A 23,990-nucleotide genomic window follows, 5' to 3' on the forward strand; every position below is an offset into this window, starting at 1 on the left:
GATTAACTACATGAAGAAACTCGAACGATCATTTACGTGGATTACATTGTTTGTGGAATGCAGAGATTATATAGACTGGCTAGTTGTTTACTTTAAGCATTTTTAGTAGTGACTTTGGCAGTAATAACTTACACGTTTAGTGATTATTATAAACGCGCTCAATTCGCTTAATATCGTCTTCGTAATCTAATGCCAACTTTGCACGTTCGTAACTTTGCGTCGCTAACTTAGACGCCGCCTCAAAAAAGTCTCTTTCTATGATTGTACCTTCATTTTTAAAGCACGCTTTAATTGTTTTTAGTGACTTTTGTATTCGGATAGCAACTTCAATATTAGCAGCACCATCACGGGCAATGCTGGTGTAAGCATCGTCAAATAGATCATTCACATTTAACGCAGGCAATGAAATGCGGTCATATTTAAACTCCTCATGCTGAGCGCTATTTTTTTGCGAGTTGTCAGTTTCGGATTTGGGCTTGTGCCACAACAACATAAGGCGTGTAATGCTGCTAATGGTATTTATTGCAGTGCCATGGTCATTAACCGATGGCGATAATGCACGAGATGCAATTTCGGCTAGTACGATAAAGCCAAAGCGAGGATCAGCCTCGAAGGACCTGGCTTCACCTATAGTAAATGCGTCAACAATTTCATCTGATACTACCTTTTTATTCGAATATGCTATGACACGCTCTGGTGAAACAAACTCACCGGGTAACATGGCGACATTGATAAAGCTGTCGTTTTTATCAGCTGATTTTTGCAGCTTGGCAATGTCTATAAGCTGAATATAGCCCACTTGTTTAGTATAAATGGCATACGTCCCCTGCTCTTTTATTTGCTCTTGCGGTACTGCGCCTAAGCACGGCATATCTATTCTGTTTTTAATCGCACGTGTTGTGGCGCGCTCCACTTTTAATAACGTTGACCCCACGCGACCTAATCGTGCAACGCTGTCTACCCACCGGATAAAAGTTAAAATAACTATCGAAAAAGCCAGACAGGTTAGACAAAACAAAATGAAAAGCCCGGCTTCATCGAAAAAAGCTTGAGTCATTGCAGTAAGCGCTACAGCACTATAGATAAATGCGCCTATGAAAACTGACAGTGCATTTTGTGATACATCATCGGATATTATAAGGCTTAGAGAACGCGGCGTTGACGACTGACTGGCCGAAGCATAAGCATTGACCATGGTACCTGCAGAAAACGTGGCGATCACCATCATGCTAGATGCCATTATTGAAAGGAGTGTTTCAACTGATTCGGGTTTTATTTCAGGAATATGCTCAGCCAATGAAGTCCCGTCTGCTACTTTAGCGACGAATACAGCAAAGATTGAGAGCAAACAAAAGCCAAGAGGTTTTACCCAAAGTTTTTCTTTTACACTGTATAAAAGGAAACGCAGTCTATCTACGGTGATTGGTGCTTCCATAAAACACTCCTTGTATTTCCACTACGTTTTATACGTACCGCTAGAAACAAATGTTTAACTAGACCATTTCATAACGTGGTTTTTAAATGTGGCGTGAGCCTGGATAAAAGCCTTTTTCACAATTATTATTTGCCTTCAGCGCTTTTCCTATTACCAGAACAACGCTTAGAGCAATATCGTACATTTTCCCAGTTCTTTTCCCACTTTTTGCGCCAAGCAAATGGTCTCTGACAAACCGGGCAAATTTTGGTGGGTAAATCAGACTTCTTCATTTTTGGTTAGCTTAGTCAGGAATGTTGAGGCATCCTGCTTCATAGTTTCTATGTTTTCTTCTTTCATTCGCCCGTAGGTCTTATAAATCATGGCCATGCGGTGGTTATTACTTAATTTTTCTTTGTGCTTATCTATAAAATGCCAATACAAATAGTTGAACGGGCACGCCTTTGGACCGGTTTTTTTCGAAACCTGATACCCACAGTTTTTGCAGTAGTTACTCATTTTATTGATATAGCTACCACTAGCGACATAGGGCTTGCTAGCTAAGTTTCCACCGTCGCTATACAAAATCATGCCAGCAACGTTGGGCAGTTCAACCCATTCATAAGCATCAGCGTAAACAAGTAAATACCACGCTTGTACCTCTTCGGGGCTCAGTTCGGTTAACAGGCTGAAGTTGCCAATCACCATCAGCCGCTGTATGTGGTGCGCATACGCGTTTTGTTGGGTCTCTTTTATACATTGGCGCATACAGTTCATATTCGTCTGGGCGTCCCAAAAGAATGAAGGCAATGCGCGGCTGTTATTGAAGTAATTATCGGTTTTTAGATTTGGCATAAAGTGCCAGTAGAAGCCTCTGACATACTCTCGCCAGCCCAGAATCTGGCGAATGAACCCTTCAGCAGAATTCAGTGGAACTTGCCCGGCATGGTAAGCTTGCTCGGCTGCATGAATGGCTTCTTTTGGCGTCAATAAACCGCAGTTCAAATAAAACGCGATATGTGAATGATAAAGCCAAGGCTTTCCCTCGACCATGGCATCTTGATACTGACCGAAATTTGGTAGCCTTTCTTCTATAAAGGTATTTAAAACGGTTAGGGCGTCTTCCCGCGTTACCGCAAAGTGAAAGTTATCGATATCACCAAAATGGTCGCTGAATTCGTCTTTTACTAGTTCAATCACATTCGAAGTAATGTCGTCAATGTCGAATGTGGTGTGCTTAGGGACTTTGTGCGTTTCCGGCATAGATTCACGATTTTGGGCATCGTAATTCCACTTGCCACCAATGGGATTTCTCCCGTCCATGAGCACGTTGTGTTTACGACGCATTTCACGGTAAAAAAACTCCATGCGAAGCTGTTTTTTACCTTCCGCCCAGTCTGAAAATTCTTGTGGTGTGGATAAGAAACGATTGTCTTCACAGATAGTAACGGGTTTACCAAGTACGCTTTCCCATTGCTCCATGCTTTTGAGCAACCGGTGCTCACCTGGCATGGTCACTTTTACTTCGTCAAAATCATTTCCGCTAAGTTCATGCTTAACCTGAGCGAGCAAATCGCCCTGATTGTTTTTGTCGCTATAATGAACATAGTTAACGTTAAAATTGTCGTCTCGCAACGCTTTGGCAAAATGACGCATTGCGCTAAACAAAAACGCTATCTTCTTCTTATGGTGCTTAACGTAGGTGGCTTCTTCACGGACTTCGGCCATCAAAATTGTGTCTTTGCTTTTTACTGCATTGGCAATTGCTGGCAACGTCTCTGTAAGCTGATCGCCTAAAACTAAAATAAGTGCTGCCATACCCTACTCTTTTATTTGCTGGAATGCGTCTAGCGCGCGTTGACGCGATGCTTTTAAATCAACAATTGGCTTTGGGTATTCCTTACCAAGTTCAATCCCTGCATCTTTCAATATTGCCGAAGGGGCTTCCCATGGCTTGTGTATGTACTTATCCGAAAGCTTATTTAATTCTGGACAATACTTACGTACATAATTGCCTTTTTTATCAAACTTTTCGCCTTGTAGTATTGGGTTAAATATTCTGAAGTAAGGCGCTGCGTCTGCTCCAGAACCCGCAACCCACTGCCAACTGGCACTGTTACTGGCAAGATCAGCATCTAATAATGTGTCCCAAAACCATCTTTCGCCTTCATGCCAACTAAGCAATAAATTTTTAACCAAGAACGAGCCAACAATCATGCGTACGCGATTATGCATGTAGCCTGTTTGCCATAGTTCTCGCATACCGGCGTCAACAATAGGAATACCCGTTTTTCCTTTTTGCCACGCTTTAAGTGCCTTTGCATCTGTGCGCCAAGGAAATTTATCGAACTTATCGTTGAAGTTTTTGTTTGGCAGTGTTGGAAAATGAAACAGCAAGTAATAGCTAAACTCACGCCACCCTAACTCGCTCAAATAGGTTTCAATGCTTTTGTCTTCGCTATTTCCAAATTTGTCTTTTATTGCATACCAAACTTGGTTTGGCGAAACTTCGCCAAAATGTAAATGCGGTGATAAGCGTGATGTTCCTCGTGATGAGGGAATGTCACGTCCGTCTTTATATTGTCGTGCAGAATTTTCAATAAAGTCAGCTAAATTGTCAGCGGCGCCGTCTTCGCCTGGTGTCCACTCTTTAGTGATGGTTTCATCCCACTTAATAGTGGGTAGCAAGTCTAGCGATGCTAATTCAATACCCTCATTTTCTACGTCTGCATAAGTAATACGTGCTGGCGGCGCTTTGGGGTATCGCGGCTCTTCAACTTGCAAACAGCCTTTCTTGTAATAAGGCGTAAATACGCGGTACGGCGTGCCGTCTTTTTTAAGTACTTTCATTGGCTCCCATAAAAGACTTCCATTACAGCTATGTGCTTCATAATCGCTGTCAATTAGAGATTGCTTAATCGCTTTGTCGCGATTGATTTGCCAAGGCTCGTAACATCGATTCCAAAAGACGCCTTTTGCATTGAATGCTTTCAATAACTTTGGAAGCAGAACTTGTGGATCACCTTTAAAAATTTGCAAGTGACCGTTAAGACGTTGGTTAAGAGAAGCGAGAGAATGATGAAGCCACCACTTGCTGGCTCCTCCAGGTACTCTTCCGTCAGGGGTTGTATCATCATAAATGTAAATAGGTACGATCTTACCCATATCACACGCTGCATTTAATGCCGGATTGTCTTTTACGCGAAGGTCTTGTCTGAACCACATGATACTAACAGGAACTGTCACTTTTTTTCCTCAGGCGTTGCGCCAAATCTAAATATATTTCGTATTGGTTATCTTACGAAGTTAAGCGGTTTCAGGATCCGTGTAATCATCAAAAAAGCACATAAATTAGTATGAAAAATCAGCAGTCTAACTATAAATCTGAAAATACTTGTCAACGAGGCCTATTCTGGTTCAGGCACGACTTGAGGCTTCACGATAATGCGGCTATTTCTGCATTATGCGACGAGGTCAGCCAAGTCACGTTCGTTTATATTTTGGATGACAAAAACTTTACCCCAAATTCATTCGGTATCTCGCCAATGGGCGAACACAGGCACACCTTTTTGCTACAGACACTGATAGACTTAAAACGCAAATTAGCAAAGTTGGGACACGAACTACTGGTTGTAAAAGGCAGTGCCGCTGAGTGTTTAGTTGAACTATTAAGGTTTGGGCTATATACACATCTTGGAGTGAGCCAATATTGTGGCTATGATGAGACTGCAGAGTTAAACACAGTTAAGCGCTTCTTCGAAAAACTAACCGTTATCGAAACTTCCACATTTGGATTGTTTGAAGCACAATCACTTCCTTTTAGTATTGAAGAAATGCCCGATGTTTTTAGCCCTTTTAGAAGAAAGGTAGAAAAACACTGCGAACCATTAGCGGTTCACCCCACTATAGAGCGACTGCCTCCCTCTTTTACACCGGCTATAGACGCGTCTTTTTTAGTAACGCTCGACCTCGATTTGCCTGAACCTTCAGATTTGACGTTTATTGGTGGTGAAACCGCGGCGCTCTCGCACCTGAACAAATATTTATTTGCTTGGCATGCTGCGGCAACGTACAAGGAAACACGAAACGCACTCGACACATGGAAAGACAGTACGAAGTTATCTGCTTTCTTAGCTAATGGTTCTCTTTCTGTACGAGAAGTGATGAGGCAAGTTCATCACTTTGAAGAGACTGTTGAAAAAAACGACTCCACCTACTGGATTTACTTTGAACTGCTGTGGCGTGAGTTCTTCCACTGGCTACAGTGTAAATACGGCGCTAAGTGGTTTCGCTTTAGCGGCATTCAAGGTAAAAAGCCTTCTACTTCACATTGCCCTGAGACCTTTGCGCAGTGGTGTGAGGGTAAAACCGGATATCCAATTGTAGATGCGTGTATGCGACAACTTGCAGAGACGGGATATATGTCGAATCGCGGCAGACAACTCGTTGCCAGTTGCTTTGTGCATGAGCTGCGACAAGACTGGCGATACGGTGCAGCATGGTTTGAACACCAGTTAGTTGACTACGATGTGGGTAGCAACTGGGGAAACTGGCTTTACCTTGCTGGTGTGGGGAGTGACCCTCGTGGACACAGGCAATTCAACCTACAAAAGCAGACTGAAATCTACGATCCGGAAGGCCAATTTCGCAACAAATGGCTGTAGTTATTTAACGGTATGGTGTCAAATGAATGTAAAGGGGCTGACTCTATAGAGAGAGTCACGGTTATCTGGTTAAAGCGAGACCTTCGCTTACGTGATCACGAACCTTTTTATCGCGCTGTAGAAGCGGGTGAAAAATTGCTCCCACTGTTTTGTTGGGAACCTTCGGTTATTGCAGACCCGCATATGGACATACGTCATTGGCGATTTATGCAGCAAAGTGTTGATGACATCAATAGCCAATTACCCTCTCATACACGTGTTTTGACCTTGCACTGTGAAGTAATAGAAGCACTTGAACTCATTGCTCAAAATTACAACATTGGTGCGGTTAGGAGTTACCAAGAGATAGGCCTTGAGGTTACGCATAACCGTGACGTTGTTGTTTCCAAATATTTGAAAAGTAAAGCTATCTCATTTACTGAATATCAGTATGGTGCAGTATTACGTGGGTTACCCCATCGAACGCATTGGCAGCAAAACTGGGAACGTCATTTTGCAGCTGCCACCTATGATTTTGATATAGAAGCTGCAAAATGGGTTAATTGGCGTGAGCATGCTAGTCTTAAAAAAGCGTCTAAATCTATTGAGGAAATAGCTGAATTAAAATACTTTCCATCCGACCGACCTAAAGACTATTCTGACAGAGGTGAATGTAACGTATACAAGTCTGAGTACACCAAAAATGAAGTCGCATCCGATATTGCTTCAATGCAACCTGGCGGTGAGAAACGTGCTTGGCAAGTGTTAAAAAACTTTTTCAGCCATCGTGGGCAGTATTATCACCAGCATATTTCAAAGCCTGAATATGCACGTCGAGCATGTTCGCGATTGAGCCCATATCTCGCATGGGGCAATATTTCGATAAAGCAGGTATATCAAAGCGTTCAACTAGAAAAGCAAGCTAAGAAAGCTTTACCAACATCACAGCGCAAACAGTGGAGTCGCGCCCTATCTGCCTTAACATCTAGACTGCACTGGCACTGTCACTTTATTCAAAAATTTGAAAGCGAAGCCAGTATCGAGTGGCGTCCTATGAATAGCGCATACGAAAAATTTCCTTTCATAGATGGACCTGAAGCTGAACGACGCTTTTATCGCTGGTCGACTGGCCGTACTGGATACCCATTGGTAGACGCATGCATGCGAGCACTAAAACATACTGGTTATATTAACTTTCGGATGCGAGCAATGGTAACCAGTTTTTTGTGCCACCACTTAAATGTGCATTGGTTAAAAGCGGCTCACTATCTAGCCTCTCAATTTTTAGATTTTGAACCCGGTATCCATTACCCACAAATACAAATGCAGGCGAGTGTTACTGGTATTCACACTGTGCGCCTTTACAATCCAGCGACACAGTCACAAAAGCTAGACCCCGAGGGTGTCTTTATAAAGAAGTGGGTACCTGAGTTGGCGAGTCTACCTAACGAAGCGGTTCATGCTCCCTATTTACTACCGCCATTAGAAGCGCAGATGTTGGACTTTAATATTGACCGTGATTATATCGCACCAATTATAGATATCTCTCAAAATAACCGCATGACTGCAAAAAGGTTGTGGGACTTTCGAGAGCGCGATGATGTCATTGAAGAAGCGCAGCGCATAGTTAGGCGTCATACCATGCAAAATAGTCCAAGCCGCGCGTGGTTAAACAATAAAGTCAATAAAACAACTTAACGGTTATTTTTTCTAAGCCATTCATTTAAAAGCTTAATTTGGCCACACTTGTAGGCAGCATACATAAGTCGCATAGCATTAGACATAGCTTCGCTGTCGGTCCAACCTGTTTTATCTCGGATTTCGTCATAGCATACTTTTGCTTCTGGACTAACATAACCTCTCACTAACTTTTTCCCTGCGTCTTTTTGTCTCTCTCTAAAGCGTCTTTGTTTATCAGCGTTTGCTTTTGCTCTATCTACAGGGCTTTTTTTACTGGTTTTTTTTGTTGTTTGATCTGTCATAGTTTTCACACATAGATACGATATTGTGAAGCGTAGTTTAATCGCTGTTTATAAATTGAACTTGTAGGGCGATATCCGTACGGTTAAATTAACTTTGAGTATCTTAGCACGCGTTTTTCTTCAGAAAAATGACTGTTCAGAGTTGTTTGGCGTACAAGTGTTCGCTAAATTAACACCGTCACTTTAATAACAACAATGAGTTGGGAATGTCAGAGAAGAAAAGTAGTTTTAACAAAGAAGATTTGTTGGCATGTAGTCGCGGTGAAATGTTTGGTCCGGGCAACAGTCAACTACCAGCCCCTAATATGCTGATGGTGGACCGCGTAGTTTCAATTACTGAAGATGGCGGCGAACATGGAAAAGGCGAAATTATTGCTGAATTAGATATCACGCCAGATTTATGGTTTTTTGACTGCCACTTTCCAGGCGACCCTGTTATGCCTGGCTGTCTTGGCCTAGATGCAATGTGGCAGCTTGTGGGTTTCTTCCTTGGTTGGAGTGGCGGCCCTGGAAAAGGTCGTGCGCTTGGTGTTGGTGAAGTTAAGTTTACCGGCCAAATACTCCCCACAGCTAAAAAGGTCACTTATAAGATCACGATGAAGCGTGTGATTAAGCGTAAACTCTTTATGGGTATGGCTGATGGCTCGGTTGAAGTCGACGGTCGCGAAATCTATGTTGCGAAAGATTTGAAAGTAGGCTTGTTCCAAGATACATCGAATTTTTAATCGCTTTTTAATCGACATTGAATAACAAGCGATAGAACTAAAAAAGCCCCTTTTCAGGGGCTTTCCTTTTTGCATAATCAGTTCATAAAAGAGAAGTGTTATTTAACACTTAAACCTAAGTGTCTATCTTCTACTGCCTCACGCCATCCACCTAACCACTGTGAACGTGCATCGTTTTGCTGAAATGGACAATTTTCCTTTGAACGACCGCTGATACCAGCTTGATAGCCTTTAGAATGGGCGCGAGTCATTTTATCTCTTTTTTGTCTTTTCATTGATTAGCCTCTTTTGTTTGTTGAATGTACAACAAATCATTTTCACGAGCGCTCTACATCATATCGGTTGATAGTGCCGGAAAATTAATTGCGTACATTACTGTGATAGTGCAATTAACAAAATGGTTCAAGAAAAATATAAAATTAAAACGCTTGACAAGCTTTAAATAAATGAAGTTTCGATGAAATTTATGTTACATTTTTTATGCATAAATATGTCTATTTTTTTATTTTTTTGGCATAAAAAAAGCCACACGAATGTGGCTTTCTAAAGCGGTCTAAAAATCGACCATAGAGTTCTATTGTTTCCTAAAACGTCTACGTACAAACGCCGCAGCAAATAAACCGAAAAATGCGAGCCAACCCGTTGATGCACCGCTGCGCTCAAATGGTTGTTCGTCTTCAGGTACTTCACAATCATCGACAGAGCCATTAGCCAATGGCGTAAGCTTAACCGCTACAATAGAGTCAACTAATTGTGTCTCTCCGCTTGAGTTAATAATGTCAACGCCAGTTATGTATTTACTGTTTGTTTTAATACGCGCATTGGCGATAATTTCGTTATCGTCATTGATATCAACTGCTTCAATCAATTCATAAGTATTGTCACAAGACACTAGATCATTGAGATCTAAGAACTCTTCTGTATCGATATTGTACATAAACGCTGCAGTTTCACGTAGGGTGTCGGTTGTCGCTTCAACATCCGCCTTGCCCACCACAATATTGTTATTGTTGATAGCGTTTGCAGTCACACCTGCACTGACGAAGAATCCATCTGGATATTTCTGTTCTTGGGTATCTAGGTTGTAAACAAAAAGGCGTGAACGTGCGATATCGCTTCGCGAACGAAGCACTGCACCTGTTACCCAGTTCTCATCATTAATAGCAATGGCTTGGCTGATAATATTCTCCTCTCGAGGAAGGAGTTCAATAGTTTCGCCGTCTCTAAATACAGTGGCAACACGCTCGCTTTCTGTTAATCCAGACTGGTTAGGGCGAGTAATCGTAATACGATCACCTGTTAGCCCCTCACCAACGGCAATACCCTGATTATTGATGTCATAAGCATAAGTAAAATAGTGTGCTGAGTCATCTTCATCTGGCTCAAATAACAGCGGATACGTATCTGTGCTGATCACATCACCATTAACGTCAATTTGCCAAATCGTGGCATTAACCTCAGACAATAAAACGAAGCCGGGCAAATAGTTTGTGGATGTATTCAAGTAGTAGCTTGAGATGCGCGGTACCGAAAAATCACCATTGTAAACGGTAAAAAGACAACGTCCTTCAGACTGGTCACCACGAAGCTCTGCGTCGGCACAGGATTCAATTGCCTCATCGACACTGTCTTGGAAACTTACTGTACTGAAGCCTGCAACTTGCAGGTTCGAGTTGATTGCCCGGGCCGAAGAGAAACCGCCTGCTGTCGTGTCTACTGCTGGCAACGCTTTAGTCGCACCTGAGGTCTGAACAAAACCCTGCTGCGCTGATTCAGGGTAGGTATAATTGATGGTATTACCATTTTCATTCTCATACGGGTCTAATACCACCAACCCAGATGAATCACCTACAATGAAGTTGCCATTCAGACTATCTCGGCCTATCGCTTCTACAGAACGCGTATAATCTTCGAACTTTTCAGTAACTTCGTCTAAACCCGGAACTAAAGAAATATCTTGGGTATCGGTGATATAGGTTCTATACGGTGCAAGCTTTTGACCAGTGACTGCATTGGCGTTGGCAAGCAGATAGTTAACAATAGATGAGTAATCTGCATCAGTGAATACACCTTGACGTGCGTCATCTTCGTTTTCTAAATCATCACCGTTAACATCGAAGAACGTGGTATCTTCTTCTAACTGCTCCACATCTATAGGTGGGTTGTATTCAAGTTGCACAACAGACAACATTTTGCCTGAATTATCAATTGAACGAGCAAAATTATTTCTAGCGGTATCCTGCAAAGGAAGAGGTGTCACTGAATAGGTCGCGGCAAATGCCGAAACACTTCCTGTTGCCAATAGAACGGCGGCGGCAAGCTGAGTTCGTTTCATTTAAAATCCTATTTACTGCTGATTATCTTCCAGCATACTTTCTAGTTCATCCCAGCGCGCATATTTCTGGGAAAGTAATTCTTCTTTATCTGCCAATTCGGCTAGTGCCTTGGCAGTAGTGTCACTGTCTTGTTTGAAAAAGTCTGGATGGTTAACTTTCTCTTGCATAGCCTCAAGTTCCTCCTCGAGCGTTTCCAGCTCTTTGGGTAAGGACTCAAGCTCACGCTGGTCTTTGTATGATAACTTTTTCGTCTTACGGGGAGAAGACTTAGCACTAGGACTGTCTGAAGCTGAATTAGTTTCATTCTTTACCTTGGCTTTTTCTTCCTTTTCGATTTGCTGACGTTTTTCCTGTTGTTCTTTATACCAGTTTTCTACGTCAGTGAAACCCCCAATAAACTCTCTGAGCAAACCATTACCTTCGAAAACCACGCTACTATTTGCTACGTTATCAACAAACTCCCTATCGTGGCTCACCAACAGAACAGTGCCGGTATATTCATTGAGTAAGGTTTCGAGCATTTCTAAGGTTTCAACATCAAGATCGTTAGTTGGCTCATCCAGCACAAGAACATTACTTGGCTTAAGCATAAGTTTGGCCAACATTAGGCGGTTCTTTTCACCACCAGATAGCGACTTAACCGGCGCATTAACGCGTTCAGGCGTGAATAGATAGTCTTGCAAGTAGCTGATAACGTGGCGCGGGTGGCCGTTCACCATAAGATCGCGCTTACCATCCCCTACAGCGTCAATAACAGTCTTTTCTAAATCTAATCCGTGTCGATGTTGATCGAAATAAGCGACTTCTAAATTAGTGCCCTGCTTGCAATTCCCACTATCAGGCTGTAACTCACCTAATAAAAGCTTGATGAGCGTACTTTTTCCGCTGCCGTTAGGCCCAATCAGGGCAAGCTTATCACCACGTAATACATTTAGGTTTAAGTCTTTAACAATAGGCTTACCTTCAATGCTATAGGTTAAGTCTTTTACCTCAAATACCATTTTGCCAGAGCGTACGCCTTGATGTTGATTGACAACGGCATTTCCTTGTACCGCTCTTCTTGCTTTGCGCTCTTCCCGGAGTTTTTTGAGTGCCCTTACTCGGCCCTCGTTGCGGGTACGACGGGCTTTGATACCCTGACGGATCCATACTTCTTCTTGCGCAAGCTTTTTATCAAACTCCGCGTTTTGGGACGCTTCGACCTCTAAGTCGTGCTGCTTTTTCTCAAGGTAGGTTTCGTAATTGCCTGGATAGCTGGTAACAGACCCGCGATCTAGGTCAATAATACGTGTCGCCATAGCGCGTATAAATGCACGGTCGTGGCTTACAAACACGATAGCACCCTGGTAATTGCTCAAGCTCGATTCAAGCCAGCGGATCATTTCAATATCAAGGTGGTTGGTAGGTTCATCTAACAGCAATAAATCAGGCTGTCTAACAAGCGCACGTGCTAACGCTGCTTTTCTACGCCAGCCCCCAGATAACGTCGATAACGATATCTCAGGGTCAAGTTTAAGCATAGTAAGCGTTTGTTCAATTTGCTGTTCGAACTGCCACGCATCTCTTGCTTCTAATTGTTCTTGTAGTCGTTGAAGTTTATTTAAATTAGCTTCACTTGGGTCTTCACCCACAATGCGCGTTTGATGGAAATAGGCTTTTAGCGTTTCACCTACGTCAGATAATCCCTCAGCAACGTAATCAAACAGAGTTACATCGGTTGTTTGTGGCGGGTCCTGCTCTAAACGAGCTATGACGGTATTATTCTCAATAATACGCTGGCCATCGTCGGCAATAATATCACCTGCGATAACTTTCATCAGCGTTGATTTACCGCTTCCGTTGCGACCTACCAAACATACACGCTCTTTAGGCTGTACGACAAGTTCAACACCATCTAAAAGCGGTGGATTTCCATAGATAACAGTGATGTTTTTTAACTGCAAAATGCTCACTGAAGAAACTCCTCTAAATCGGCTGCGGTAAAAGGCCAGCCAATTTCTTTTTCGTTATCTGCTCGTTTCAATACGGGGATCCTTGCACCGTATAAATGGTACAGCTCGGTGCTTGTACGAATATTTACTTTCGCAATTTCAAGTGACGAGAACTTGGATGTTTGCTGAAGTTCAACATCCGCTAGGTCACAGAGGCTACATTGAGGGCCCGTGTAAAAGATTATTTTCATGAACGTAGAATCCAACACTGGTGTATCTTACCTTTTCGGGCAAAATCTTCGGGTATGGTTTCGTGAGTAATATTTTCAATTGCTAAGCCAAGCGTAGCGATGGCTGACTCGTCTAACTTAAAACCACGTTTATTGTTAGAGAAGATTATAGTCCCCTGCTCTTTTAAACAGGCTTTGGCGTCGGTAAGCATTTTTACATGGTCGCGCTGAACATCCCACGTGTTCTGCATACGCTTTGAATTTGAAAACGACGGTGGGTCGATGAAAATAAGGTCATATTTACCTTTGTGCGAACCCAACCATGTTGTGCAATCCGCTTGAATGAATGCGTGAGGCCCACTTAGTTTATTTAACGCTACGTTTTTCTTTGCCCATTCCAAGTAGGTATTCGACATGTCTACTGTGGTGACAGACTTGGCACCGCCCATGGCCGCAAATACCGACACACTACCTGTGTAGGAGAATAAATTTAGTACGTCTTTGTCTTTTGACAAGGCTTTTACTTTTTGACGGGTATTGCGATGGTCTAGGAAAAGACCGGTATCTAAGTAATCAGTAAGGTTAACCAAGAAACGAGCGCCATTTTCAAACACTTCCATCATGTCGCCAGACTGGTTAATTTTCTCGTATTGCTTGGTCCCTTTTTGTTGGCTACGCACTTTAAGTGCAATATGCTTAGGGGATACGCCAGTTACGGCAGGCAGGTGCAGTAATACTTCTTGCAGACGTTTACGGGCTTTATCTTCCGATACGGTTTTCGGCGGTGCATATTCCTGAACAACCAGCCAATCACCATATCTATCAACGGCTACGTTATAATCAGGTAAGTCAGCATCGTAAATACGGTAGCAGTTTGTGTTTGCGCTTTTTATCCAGCCTTTCATGCGTTTAAGGTTTTTCTTAAGGCGATTTGCAAACTCGTGGTTGCTGGCATCTTCACTAAATTGGACCGTGTTTTGTTCATCAAGTACGTAATTGGCTAAGCGACACTCTAACTTACCATTATTCATAGCATAGTCTTTAGTGGCGCGAAGCTTTAATACGCGCAGTAAATCGCGGTTACTGCTAAGAAGCGACACATGCCAACCTTTCCACGCTTCTTTAAAGCGTTTACCCCAATCACTAAATAGTGGGATTAACGAAGTCAGTTCACCCAAACGCTCACCGTAAGGTGGGTTAGAGACAACGTAGCCCGGAGTGGCTACCGGTGGAGAAGACTTTGTTGCGTCTTGCTGTGAAAACGAAATATCGTTAAATACGCCTGCAAAATCAGCGTTGGCTTTAGCAATCGCCACCATTTTACGGCTGAAGTCACCGGCATAAATACCGCCGCAGTTTGGCTTTTGAACAGATATGGCATGCTCTACCAACTCTTCCCAAACTTTAGCTTCGTGGCCAAGCCACTTAGTAAAGCCCCAGTACGAACGCTTTATACCCGGCGCAATATTACGCGCAATATAGGCAGCTTCTATCGCAATGGTGCCTGAACCACACATTAAATCTACCAACGGCGCTTCGGTGTTTTCTGTCCAACCACTGCGCATAAGCATTGCGCTGGCGATATGCTCTTTAAGCGGGGCGTCACCGGTTTCTTGTCGATAAGCGCGTTGGTGTAAACTAGCTCCAGCTAGGTCGATACCCAAAATCACATTGTCACGGTGCAATCTGGCATATACAGAAATATCAGGGCTTTTGCGCTCGACAGATGGGCGAGGCAAACCTTGCTCTACGAATGAATCTACAATGGCGTCTTTCACTCTAACTGCACCAAACTGGGTGTTTTTGATAGCAAAGTTGGTGCCGATAAACTGTACAGATAAGGTATGACGTGAATCCATTTGCATCTGCCAGTCGATGCCCATCGCCGTGTTATAAAGTGCATCTGCATCGCCTGCTTTCCCCGATGCTAGTACCCAGATCACGCGGTTAGCTAACCGTGACCATAGGCAAAGTTTATACGCATCTTCTTTTGAGCCTTCAAACTGAATAGTGCCAGGGCCCTGCTTTATTTGTGCATCAGGGCAGAGACTTAGCACTTCTTGTTTTAATAGTTCGTCAAGACCGCGACTGGTCGTAACCAGAATAGTATTCATTCATGTACCTGTTTTTGATGTACGTACTTTATGAAAAAAGCACGTACACGAGAGATTGGTTTCGGGTGTAGTTAACTTAGATTGTATTATAACGCGTTTACTATGCGTTTAACGAGCGATGGGCCTTGATAAATAAAAGCCGAGTAGACCTGCACCAGAGATGCGCCAGCGTCCAAGCGTGCTTGTGCCGCTTCGGGTGAGTCAATACCACCAACGCCAATAATAGGAATAGCGCGGTCGAGTGCTTTGTTTAGCTTGCGTGTTACTTCTAAGCTCATATCCGTCATAACTGAGCCACTTAAACCGCCCATTTCCTCAGCGTGCTGTAATCCGGCAACGGCATCACGTGAAAGTGTCGTATTAGTAGCAATTACACCATCCATTTTGCTGTTAATTAGCGAAGCAGCAATACTGTCAATTTCCACATCGCTCAAATCTGGCGCTATTTTAATGAACAGCGGCACATATTTACCGTGGGTTTGCGTTAGCGTTTCCTGTGCTGCTTTTAGGCCAACTAAAAGCTTATCGAGCGCTTCACCGTATTGGAGATTTCTTAGGCCAGGTGTGTTCGGTGACGAAATGTTAATAGTGACGTAGCTTGCGTAAGGATAAACTTTATTTAAACAAATCAGGTAATCGTCGAGCGCATTCGCTTCTTCGGTATCTTTATTCTTACCAATATTAATACCAATAGGCCCTTTAAACTGAGCCTTTTTCACTTGTTCTACAAGATGATCAACACCTTTATTATTAAATCCCATGCGATTAATAATGGCGTGCTTTTCCGGAATTCTGAATAAACGAGGTTTTGGGTTTCCTGGCTGCGGACGAGGCGTTACTGTGCCTATCTCAACAAAACCAAATCCCATGCTGGCAAACGCATCAATACAATCGCCGTTCTTATCAAGACCTGCGGCGAGACCTACCGGGTTATCGAAGGTCATGCCTGCAACGGTAACGGGCTTTTTAATCGTCGGTGTGCTGTACATCCATTTCAGCGGTGTATGTTGGGTCTTGTTTAACCAGTTAATGGTGAAATCGTGACTTTTTTCAGGTTCACACTGAAGCAAGAATTTTTGCACTAGAGATTGCATGGTTATTATTACCGCTCGCTAATTAAGGGCCTGTTGATCATCAACGTATATTGCGCTTGCTTTTACAAACGATGCTGCAAAAATATACAGCAATGTTCAATCGGCCAATAAAAAGCCCTGATAAACAGGGCTTAAATCATTAAGGTGCGTGTATTCTAATGGTTAGACTTCACGCTTAAAAGCATCAATTCACGTAAAGCGACAGAAAATTTCGCAAATTCGTGCGTTGTACTGGTCTTAAACTCAGACATCATGTGATACCAGCGTTTAAGAAGGACCTGATTGCTTTCAATCCACTCATCAAGAATTTGATCTGCGCTACTTACGTCCTCGCGAGAAGCTAGCAGGTTAGCTGCAATGGAACGCTGCTGCCAATCTAACTCTTCACGATACGAGGCGCGAGCTAACGCTTGCCAGTGGTTGCTTACCGCCTGGTTGTTTATCTGATCTAAGAACCAGTGAAGTTCTAAACGAGAGCCTAGCTGATAGTAAAGCTTAGCGACTACATCGGTATCGTGCTTATCTGCTTCAACGATTTGCGCAAGGTCAAAGCTAGAGAACATGTTAGAGAAGCTTGCAACCTGATAAGCGATGTCTTCTGGTACACCCTTATCAATGTATTTCTGCGTAGCGTTTTCAAGCTGAGTAAATTCGCTTTTAACCAAGTAGTTTTGCAGATTCTTCGATAAAATATCGAAGGTACCACGGTAGCTCGCGATGGCTTCTTCAATGGATTGCGTCTTATTGCCGTGGCGAATATACCAGCGCGAAGCGCGACGCATAATCCTGCGTGCTTCATCCAACATTTTAAGCTGTAGCTGAGCTGGAATAACGTTATCCAGTTGTTCGATGCGCTCCCACAGCGTCTTCATGTTAAAGATACCGTGAACAATTGCGTATGCGTCAGCAATTTCGCTCACACTTGCGCCAGTTTCTTCCTGCATTCTAAACACGAAGTTAAGGCCCATGTCGTTAACCATGTTATTGGTTAACTTAGTCGCAATAATTTCGCTTCTTAGCGGGTGCTGTTGCATGTGTGTTGCGAATTTTTCGCGAAGCACTTTAGGGAATGCTTCTACTAACAACTTACCGTGGTAAGGGTTGTCAGTAATTTCCGGAATATTAAGCGCATCTTTAAGTACCATTTTGCCGTAAGCAATCAATACGCTTAACTCTGGGCGGGTTAAACCTTGATCCGAGGCTACGCGATCAGAAATCTCATCGTCACTTGGAATAAATTCCAATTCACGGTTTAGCTGACCTTCACGCTCAAGACCGTGGATAAAGCGAAGCTGTTCTTTAAGTTGCTTAACGCCAGCTAACTCAGTAATAGAGATAGACTGAGTTTGACGGTAGCAGTCTTTAAGTACAATTCGACTTACATCGTCGGTCATATCGTAAAGCAGCTTGTTACGTTGTTTGAGCGTAAGCTCACCGTCGTTAACTAGGCTGTTAAGCAGGATTTTGATGTTTACTTCGTTATCTGAGCAATCAACCCCACCTACGTTATCGATGAAGTCAGTGTTAACACGACCGCCATTAGAGGCGTACTCGATTCGGCCTAATTGGGTCAAGCCTAAGTTGCCACCCTCACCCACGATTTTAGCTTGGACGTCGCGGCCATTAACCCGTAAGTCATCATTAGCACGGTCACCTACGTCTGAGTGAGATTCTTTCTTGCTCTTAATATAGGTACCGATACCGCCGTTCCACAGTAAGTCGACAGGCATTTTCAATATATTATGAATAAGCTCGTTAGGGGTCATGGTAAGCTGGCGCGTACCCAACCATTTCTTCATTTCGGGCGTTAGCTTGATAGACTTAGACGCGCGGCTAAATACACCACCGCCTTTCGAAATCAGCTTACTGTCGTAGTCTTCCCAGCTCAAACTCGGGTTTTCGAATAAACGCTGCCGCTCTTTATAACTTGCTGCTGCATCTGGACTTGGGTCGAAGAAAATATGTAAATGGTTAAACGCAGCGATTAGTCGCGTATGCTCTGATAACAACATACCGTTACCAAACACGTCTCCAGCCATATCGCCCACACCCACAGCGGTGAAGTCAGTGGTCTGGCAGTCAATACCTATTTCTCTAAAGTGACGCTTAACTGATTCCCAACCGCCGCGCGCAGTTATACCCATTTTCTTGTGGTCGTAACCTATGCTGCCACCCGAGGCAAATGCATCGCCCAACCAGAAGCCAAATTCTTCTGCAATACCGTTGGCAATATCTGAGAAGGTAGCAGTACCTTTATCTGCCGCGACAACCAAATACGGGTCGTCATCATCAAGGCGAACAACATCTTTTGGCGGTACTATTTCGCCATTTACAATATTATCGGTTATATCCAGTAAGCTTGTGATGAAGGTTCGATAACATGCCTGACCTTCAGCTTGTATAGCGGCACGGCCTTCACCTACTGGCAAGTTTTTACAGACAAAGCCACCTTTCGCACCAACAGGGACAATAACTGTGTTTTTAACCTGCTGTGCTTTAACCAGACCTAAAACTTCGGTTCTAAAGTCTTCTTGACGGTCAGACCAGCGAAGGCCACCACGGGCAACCTTACCGCCACGTAGATGCACACCTTCAACGCGAGGGCTGTATACAAAGATTTCAAACTTTGGCAGCGGAAGCGGCATTTCAGGGATCAGTTCAGGCATCATCTTAAATGACACATAAGACTTTTCATTACCCGCATCGTCAAGTTGATAGAAGTTTGTGCGCAAGGTTGCTGACATCATATCTAAGTAACGACGGATAATACGGTCGTCATCAAGATTACTTACGCTGTCTAGCTGCGCTTTTATCGCTTCTAAAATAGCGTCTTCTTTTTTCTGGTTACGCCTCTTCTTAGGGTTAAAGCGTTGGTCGAAGAAGTCGACAAGTAAGCGCGCGATATCTGGGTAATTAGAAAGGGTATTCGCAATGTAATCGCGACTGAATGAGCTGCCTGTTTGGCGCATATATTTAGCATAAGCGCGCAGTATGGTGACCTTTCGGCCCGTCATATTTGCGCCTAGAATAAGGCGGTTAAACGCGTCATCTTCTAACGTTTTATACCACACCTTTGCAAAGGCATCTTGGAAGAGGATTTGCGCGTTTTCCATGTCAAAGTGTTGCCCGCTTTTGTGCAACATGGTGAAATCCATTACCCAGTTACGTTCGCCCTCTGAACACGTTATTTTATAAGGACTTTCATCAATTACGCGTAACCCAAAGTTCTCGAGCATGGGTAACACGTCAGACAAATGAATAGGTTCTGCGCGGTGGAAAAGCTTAAGCTTAACAACTTGGCTGTCTGCGTCCTCTTCTTGAGGGCGATAGAACAACATGTCCAACGTATGGTTGTCGTCAAGCATCTCTAGCTTGCCAATATCAACTAGCGCTGCTGATGGAAGGTTATGTTCCATGTAGCTACGAGAAAACGCATTGTTGTACTTACGCTCAAGGGCTTTGCCAGATGCTTCACCGTGCGCAGCTGAAATAGCTGACGCGAGTCTGTCATTCCAGGTTTTGGTCAACTCAATAATGTTTTGCTCTATTTCCTTCACATCGAATTCCGCGTTGTTGTCGTTGACTCTTGCAATGTAATGCGTACGGGCATATACCGACTCTGAGAAGAAGGTGGTAAATTCCACTTCTTCAGTTGCACCTAAAGACGCCTTAAGTAGCGCTTGTGTTTCTTTGCGCAGTTGAGTGTTGTAGCGCTCTCTCGGTACAAACACCATACAAGAAAAGAAACGACCAAATGTATCTTTGCGGATAAACAAACGTGAAATACCGCGCTCTTGCATTTGGAAAATACCCATTACAATTTGCGCAAGTTCTTCCGCTGGCGTTTGTAACAATTCGTCACGTGGATAGGTTTCTATGATGTTAGCGAACGCTTTATAGGCGTGTGTGCCAGGCTCAAAACCAGATAGCTCACAAATACGCTTGATTTTTTCACGTAAAATCGGAAGCTGAGTTACGCTGTTGTTATAGAAAGAGGCAGAATACAGACCTAAGAAGCGGTGCTCACCAACAACCTGACCTTCTTTGTTAAATACCTTCACGCCTACATAGTCCATATATGCAGGACGATGTACCCGCGCACGTGAGTTGGTTTTTGTAAGAATTAACGGATTTTTACTTAATGCTTCAGCTCTTGCCGACGCAGGTAAGCGTGATAACAAGCGCTCGCGGTCGTTCACTGAGTTTTTGAGAAGGCCTAAGCTGGTATCATTTCTTGGGATCCATCTGTGGTCCCCCTCAATTGCCTTAACGTCATAATAGCGATATCCCATCATGGTAAAGTTGTGATCGCCTAACCATTCTAGGTATGCCTTGGTCTGTTTCTTTGCATCTGCAGACACTGGCCAATTATACTTAGCGTTGTTTTTGATAACGTCTTGCAAGGTATTCGTCATATCTTGCCAGTCTTTAACCGCCAAAGACACTTCATCAACCACCGAGAAAAGCTCTTTGGTTAACGCGTCGATATCTTTCTTCGATGTCTGGGTATCAATTTCGATGAAAATGACAGTCTCTTTTTTAGCACCATCAAGGCTCTGGCCAGGCTCGGCAAACGCTTCAACTTTGTTTGCACTGTCTCGTTTTATGCCAATTGGGCTGTGAAGGAAAAGGTGTGCGGTAATGTTTAACCGGTTAAGCAGCATTCGAACAGAGTCAACCAAGAACGGCATATCTGATACAATAATTTCTACGATGGTGTGGCTAGAGTGCCATCCGTGTTTGGCAATTTCCGGATTAAATACGCGTATATATGGCGATGCGTGTTCAAACTTTGCTAAGCCATTCCATAAACTTAATGTTGCTCCATAAAGGTCGCTGTCGTTGCGATTTTCTAAGTCGTCGCTTGATATGTTTTTATACAACAGACGTCCGAATTGCTGCACAAGAGACTTCTGCTTGGTATCTACTTTTTTATCAATAAGTGCAAATACGTTTTCTAGCAGTACTGAGTGTCGCTGTGAGGTGACTGTCATTTGTTAACCTTTTTTGAATGTCGTAATACCAATTCAAATTGGTATAAGTGCCGAGTACCTAACTATTTTCTCTAATAAATGACGCTAATGAAAGCCCATTTTTAACCTTATATTAACAGCATAGATAACTATGCAGAAAACACCCAAAAAAAAGGGCCAAAAGGCCCTTTTTTATGCGTAGCTATGCAAAAATAATTTATGCATCAGGGTCATTATTATTCCACCACAAGAACCTAGCTAAGGCAGGCAGTACAATTATTGCACCGAGCATGTTCACAACGAACATAAACGTTAGCAATATACCCATATCCATTTGGAACTTAAGTGAAGAGAACACCCAGGTACTAACGCCTATTGCCAACGTGATGCCGGTAAATAGCACAGCACTTCCACGTTCTTTTAGGGCTGCGAAATACGCTTCCTGAACGGTGGCGCCTTTCTTCAACATTAAGCTCTTGGTCGATAGTATATAAATACCATAGTCCACACCGATACCCACGCCTAGTGCGATAACCGGTAACGTAGAGACGGTGAGACCAATTTGAAGGTATGTCATTAGCGCTTGAGCTAATACAGACACTACATAAAGCGGTATTACAACGACTAACGTGGCACGAACAGAGCGGAAGCTTATCAGACAAAGTGCAATTACAGCACCAAACACATACAGCATCATAGGATCTTGTGCTGCACTAACAGCTTCGTTAGTTGCGGCCATTACGCCAACCGGTCCTGAAGCAAGACTGAATTTCATATCATCGGTTTCATACTCATCGCGATATGCTTTAACTGCATCGACAACTCGAGATATGGTTTCTGCTTTGTGGTCTTCCATGAACAGGATAATTGGCATGACCGAGCAGTCGCCGTTAAGTAAACCTGACGACGTTGGAACGCGAGAAATTGCCTGCACCAATGTTTGCTGGTTACGAGGGAGTACCTGCCATTTAACATTGCCTTCGTTGTAACCTGCGTTAACAATTTTTGCAACAGATGCCAACGAAACCGCCGATTGAACGCCTTGAACATTTTCCATTTTCCACTGGAAATCGTCCATGGCCTTCATCACGCTGTGTGACGTACAAGCTTCTGGCGTGGTTTCAACCAAAATAGAAATGTAATCTACTGTTACTTCGTACTTATCGGTAATCAGAAAAGTGTCCTGATTGTAGCGTGACGTTTCATGAAGCGCAGGTGCACCCGCATGTAAATCCCCTATCTTCATGTTTTGCGCTTGGAAATGCCCAAGTACAAACAAAATAGTGGTAACAGTTAAGATTAATGCTGCTGGCTTTTTACGCGAACATGCCGCAATCACTTCCCAGAATTTAGAGTTTGCGTTTTCTTTACCCGCGAACTTTTCGACATACTTCTGATCCAGCTTTAAGAAGCTCATCAAAACAGGTAGCAGCAAAAGGTTTGTCAGAATAATAACCGCCACACCCATACTTGCCGTTATCGCTAACTCGCGAATAATGCCGATATCGATAACCAGCAACGTCATGAAACCCACGGTATCCGATAACAGGGCAATTCCGCCCGGTACGAGTAGGTTTCTGAAGGCCGCCATAGAGGCTCGTTTTGCACCAATACCGGTTACTGCTTGTTTTTCTACCGCGTTAATCATTTGTACGCCGTGGCTCACACCAATGGCAAATACCAAAAATGGCACCAGTATTGACATAGGGTCCATACCAAAGCCAATTGAAGTAAGCAGGCCTAGCTGCCAGATAACGGCAATGATTGAGCATACTAATGGCAATAACGTAAGCATGATGCTGCGTGAGAAGAAGTACACCATTACTGCAGTGATCGCGATTGCGATGGCAAAGAATAGCAGTACGTCTTTAGCTCCATCGGCCACATCACCAATCATTTTTGCAAAGCCGATTATATGAATGGACGTGTTTTCGTTTTCATACTGACCACGAAGCTGCTTTTCTAGCTCCGCTGCCAGAGCAAGTGTGTTAAGCGGCTCCCCTGTTTGTGGGTCAATATCGAGTAACTGTGCGGTTACCATAGCACAGCTGTAATCACTGGAAACTTGTCGGCCTACAATGTTTGCCTTTTCTACGTTTGCAGCAACTAATTCCAGTGCTTCAGGGCTAGACGAATTAAAGTCTGCGGGAATGACTGGACCGCCAGCAAAACCGCCTTCAACGATTTCTGTAAAGCGCGTTGAAGGCGAGAAAAGTGAGATAACTAATGAGCGGTTCACACCATTAATAAAGAAAAGCTGGTCGTGAACATTTTTCAACGTATCAAAGAAGTTTTGATTGTAAATATTGTCGTTCTTATCACAGACAGAAACCAATATGTTATTGGCCCCACCAAAATCTTGGCGGTGCTCAATATAGGTTTTCATGTATTCATGATTAAGCGGAATATTTTTCTCAAAACCTGCGTCCAAGCGCATCTGTGAGGCTTGGTAACCTAGAAATACCGTTGCAATAGCGAAAAGCGCTACCACAATTTTACGGTTTCCAAACACTAATTTTTCTAGAAAATGGGTCATTGTTTTTATACT

At 43.4% G+C, this 23,990-nt stretch carries 16 protein-coding genes; 3 read left to right on the forward strand and 13 right to left on the reverse strand.

Annotation, left to right across the window (positions count from 1 at the left end):
• Positions 1 to 136 precede the first annotated feature (136 nt).
• The 4 genes from RJ41_RS10225 to RJ41_RS10235 form a co-directional block, all read right to left on the reverse strand.
• Positions 137 to 1,435: a DUF2254 domain-containing protein gene (locus tag RJ41_RS10225; RefSeq protein WP_039220154.1), complete on the reverse strand. Its 1,299-nt coding sequence runs from the start codon at positions 1,433 to 1,435 to the stop codon at positions 137 to 139.
• A 125-nt stretch (positions 1,436 to 1,560) separates the two neighbouring features.
• The gene (locus tag RJ41_RS18905; RefSeq protein ID WP_084081839.1) at positions 1,561 to 1,707 is read right to left on the reverse strand and encodes a DUF2256 domain-containing protein; all 147 of its coding nucleotides are present in this window, start codon (positions 1,705 to 1,707) and stop codon (positions 1,561 to 1,563) included.
• Positions 1,694 to 3,232 carry a cryptochrome/photolyase family protein gene (locus RJ41_RS10230; protein ID WP_039220157.1) on the reverse strand — a complete coding sequence of 513 codons (1,539 nt, stop codon included), beginning with the start codon at positions 3,230 to 3,232 and terminating at the stop codon, positions 1,694 to 1,696. The genes RJ41_RS18905 and RJ41_RS10230 overlap by 14 nt, the downstream gene beginning before the upstream one ends.
• Before the next feature lie 3 nt (positions 3,233 to 3,235).
• A complete protein-coding gene (locus RJ41_RS10235) occupies positions 3,236 to 4,660 on the reverse strand; it encodes a cryptochrome/photolyase family protein (RefSeq protein ID WP_039220158.1) in 1,425 nt (474 codons plus the stop codon).
• 110 nt (positions 4,661 to 4,770) lie between these two features.
• Between RJ41_RS10235 and RJ41_RS10240 the strand changes: the two genes are divergently transcribed.
• On the forward strand, positions 4,771 to 6,078 hold the full coding sequence (locus RJ41_RS10240) for a DASH family cryptochrome (protein ID WP_039220159.1): 1,308 nt from the start codon (positions 4,771 to 4,773) through the stop codon (positions 6,076 to 6,078).
• Between the two features lie 12 nt (positions 6,079 to 6,090).
• Positions 6,091 to 7,755 carry a cryptochrome/deoxyribodipyrimidine photo-lyase family protein gene (locus RJ41_RS10245; protein ID WP_039220160.1) on the forward strand — a complete coding sequence of 555 codons (1,665 nt, stop codon included), beginning with the start codon at positions 6,091 to 6,093 and terminating at the stop codon, positions 7,753 to 7,755.
• Here RJ41_RS10245 and RJ41_RS10250 read toward each other — a convergent pair.
• Positions 7,752 to 8,039, reverse strand: coding sequence for a hypothetical protein (locus tag RJ41_RS10250; RefSeq protein ID WP_039220163.1), 288 nt, complete (start codon positions 8,037 to 8,039; stop codon positions 7,752 to 7,754). The genes RJ41_RS10245 and RJ41_RS10250 overlap by 4 nt on opposite strands.
• Before the next feature lie 206 nt (positions 8,040 to 8,245).
• On the opposite strand from RJ41_RS10250, the gene fabA reads away from it, so the two are divergent.
• The gene (fabA, locus tag RJ41_RS10255) at positions 8,246 to 8,764 is read left to right on the forward strand and encodes a bifunctional 3-hydroxydecanoyl-ACP dehydratase/trans-2-decenoyl-ACP isomerase (RefSeq protein WP_039220166.1); all 519 of its coding nucleotides are present in this window, start codon (positions 8,246 to 8,248) and stop codon (positions 8,762 to 8,764) included.
• A 98-nt stretch (positions 8,765 to 8,862) separates the two neighbouring features.
• Here fabA and rmf read toward each other — a convergent pair whose 3' ends face one another.
• From rmf to RJ41_RS10295, 8 genes are all read right to left on the reverse strand, one after another.
• Complete coding sequence (rmf, locus tag RJ41_RS10260; protein ID WP_039220169.1) at positions 8,863 to 9,039, reverse strand: ribosome modulation factor; 177 nt, start codon at positions 9,037 to 9,039, stop codon at positions 8,863 to 8,865.
• A gap of 299 nt (positions 9,040 to 9,338) precedes the next feature.
• Positions 9,339 to 11,099: a DUF3466 family protein gene (locus RJ41_RS10265; protein WP_039220172.1), complete on the reverse strand. Its 1,761-nt coding sequence runs from the start codon at positions 11,097 to 11,099 to the stop codon at positions 9,339 to 9,341.
• A gap of 12 nt (positions 11,100 to 11,111) precedes the next feature.
• Positions 11,112 to 13,052: an ATP-binding cassette ATPase Uup gene (gene uup / locus RJ41_RS10270; RefSeq protein ID WP_039220175.1), complete on the reverse strand. Its 1,941-nt coding sequence runs from the start codon at positions 13,050 to 13,052 to the stop codon at positions 11,112 to 11,114.
• A complete protein-coding gene (locus RJ41_RS10275; protein WP_039220177.1) occupies positions 13,049 to 13,282 on the reverse strand; it encodes a glutaredoxin family protein in 234 nt (77 codons plus the stop codon). Before RJ41_RS10275 ends, uup begins: the two co-directional genes overlap by 4 nt.
• Complete coding sequence (gene rlmKL / locus RJ41_RS10280) at positions 13,279 to 15,375, reverse strand: bifunctional 23S rRNA (guanine(2069)-N(7))-methyltransferase RlmK/23S rRNA (guanine(2445)-N(2))-methyltransferase RlmL (RefSeq protein ID WP_039220179.1); 2,097 nt, start codon at positions 15,373 to 15,375, stop codon at positions 13,279 to 13,281. The genes RJ41_RS10275 and rlmKL overlap by 4 nt, the downstream gene beginning before the upstream one ends.
• Positions 15,376 to 15,461: 86 nt before the next feature.
• The gene (pyrD, locus tag RJ41_RS10285; protein ID WP_014949553.1) at positions 15,462 to 16,469 is read right to left on the reverse strand and encodes a quinone-dependent dihydroorotate dehydrogenase; all 1,008 of its coding nucleotides are present in this window, start codon (positions 16,467 to 16,469) and stop codon (positions 15,462 to 15,464) included.
• 155 nt (positions 16,470 to 16,624) lie between these two features.
• Positions 16,625 to 21,463 (reverse strand): NAD-glutamate dehydrogenase, encoded by a 4,839-nt coding sequence (locus RJ41_RS10290; protein WP_039220183.1) that lies wholly within the window; start codon positions 21,461 to 21,463, stop codon positions 16,625 to 16,627.
• A gap of 196 nt (positions 21,464 to 21,659) precedes the next feature.
• Positions 21,660 to 23,978: an efflux RND transporter permease subunit gene (locus RJ41_RS10295; RefSeq protein ID WP_039220185.1), complete on the reverse strand. Its 2,319-nt coding sequence runs from the start codon at positions 23,976 to 23,978 to the stop codon at positions 21,660 to 21,662.
• Between the last annotated feature and the right edge of the window lie 12 nt (positions 23,979 to 23,990).

Origin of the sequence: Alteromonas marina (assembly GCF_000808575.1) — a bacterium.
Classification (GTDB): domain Bacteria; phylum Pseudomonadota; class Gammaproteobacteria; order Enterobacterales; family Alteromonadaceae; genus Alteromonas; species Alteromonas marina_A.

Coding starts and splice junctions, on each gene's coding strand:
- RJ41_RS10275 (WP_039220177.1), bottom strand. CDS start 13,282: ATGAAAATAATCTTTTACACGGGCCCTCAATGTAGCCTCTGTGACCTA.
- RJ41_RS10230 (WP_039220157.1), bottom strand. CDS start 3,232: ATGGCAGCACTTATTTTAGTTTTAGGCGATCAGCTTACAGAGACGTTG.
- rmf (WP_039220169.1), bottom strand. CDS start 9,039: ATGAAAAGACAAAAAAGAGATAAAATGACTCGCGCCCATTCTAAAGGC.
- RJ41_RS10240 (WP_039220159.1), top strand. CDS start 4,771: ATGAAAAATCAGCAGTCTAACTATAAATCTGAAAATACTTGTCAACGA.
- RJ41_RS10225 (WP_039220154.1), bottom strand. CDS start 1,435: ATGGAAGCACCAATCACCGTAGATAGACTGCGTTTCCTTTTATACAGT.
- fabA (WP_039220166.1), top strand. CDS start 8,246: ATGTCAGAGAAGAAAAGTAGTTTTAACAAAGAAGATTTGTTGGCATGT.
- RJ41_RS18905 (WP_084081839.1), bottom strand. CDS start 1,707: ATGAAGAAGTCTGATTTACCCACCAAAATTTGCCCGGTTTGTCAGAGA.
- rlmKL (WP_039220179.1), bottom strand. CDS start 15,375: ATGAATACTATTCTGGTTACGACCAGTCGCGGTCTTGACGAACTATTA.
- RJ41_RS10295 (WP_039220185.1), bottom strand. CDS start 23,978: ATGACCCATTTTCTAGAAAAATTAGTGTTTGGAAACCGTAAAATTGTG.
- RJ41_RS10250 (WP_039220163.1), bottom strand. CDS start 8,039: ATGACAGATCAAACAACAAAAAAAACCAGTAAAAAAAGCCCTGTAGAT.
- RJ41_RS10245 (WP_039220160.1), top strand. CDS start 6,091: ATGGTGTCAAATGAATGTAAAGGGGCTGACTCTATAGAGAGAGTCACG.
- RJ41_RS10265 (WP_039220172.1), bottom strand. CDS start 11,099: ATGAAACGAACTCAGCTTGCCGCCGCCGTTCTATTGGCAACAGGAAGT.
- pyrD (WP_014949553.1), bottom strand. CDS start 16,469: ATGCAATCTCTAGTGCAAAAATTCTTGCTTCAGTGTGAACCTGAAAAA.
- RJ41_RS10290 (WP_039220183.1), bottom strand. CDS start 21,463: ATGACAGTCACCTCACAGCGACACTCAGTACTGCTAGAAAACGTATTT.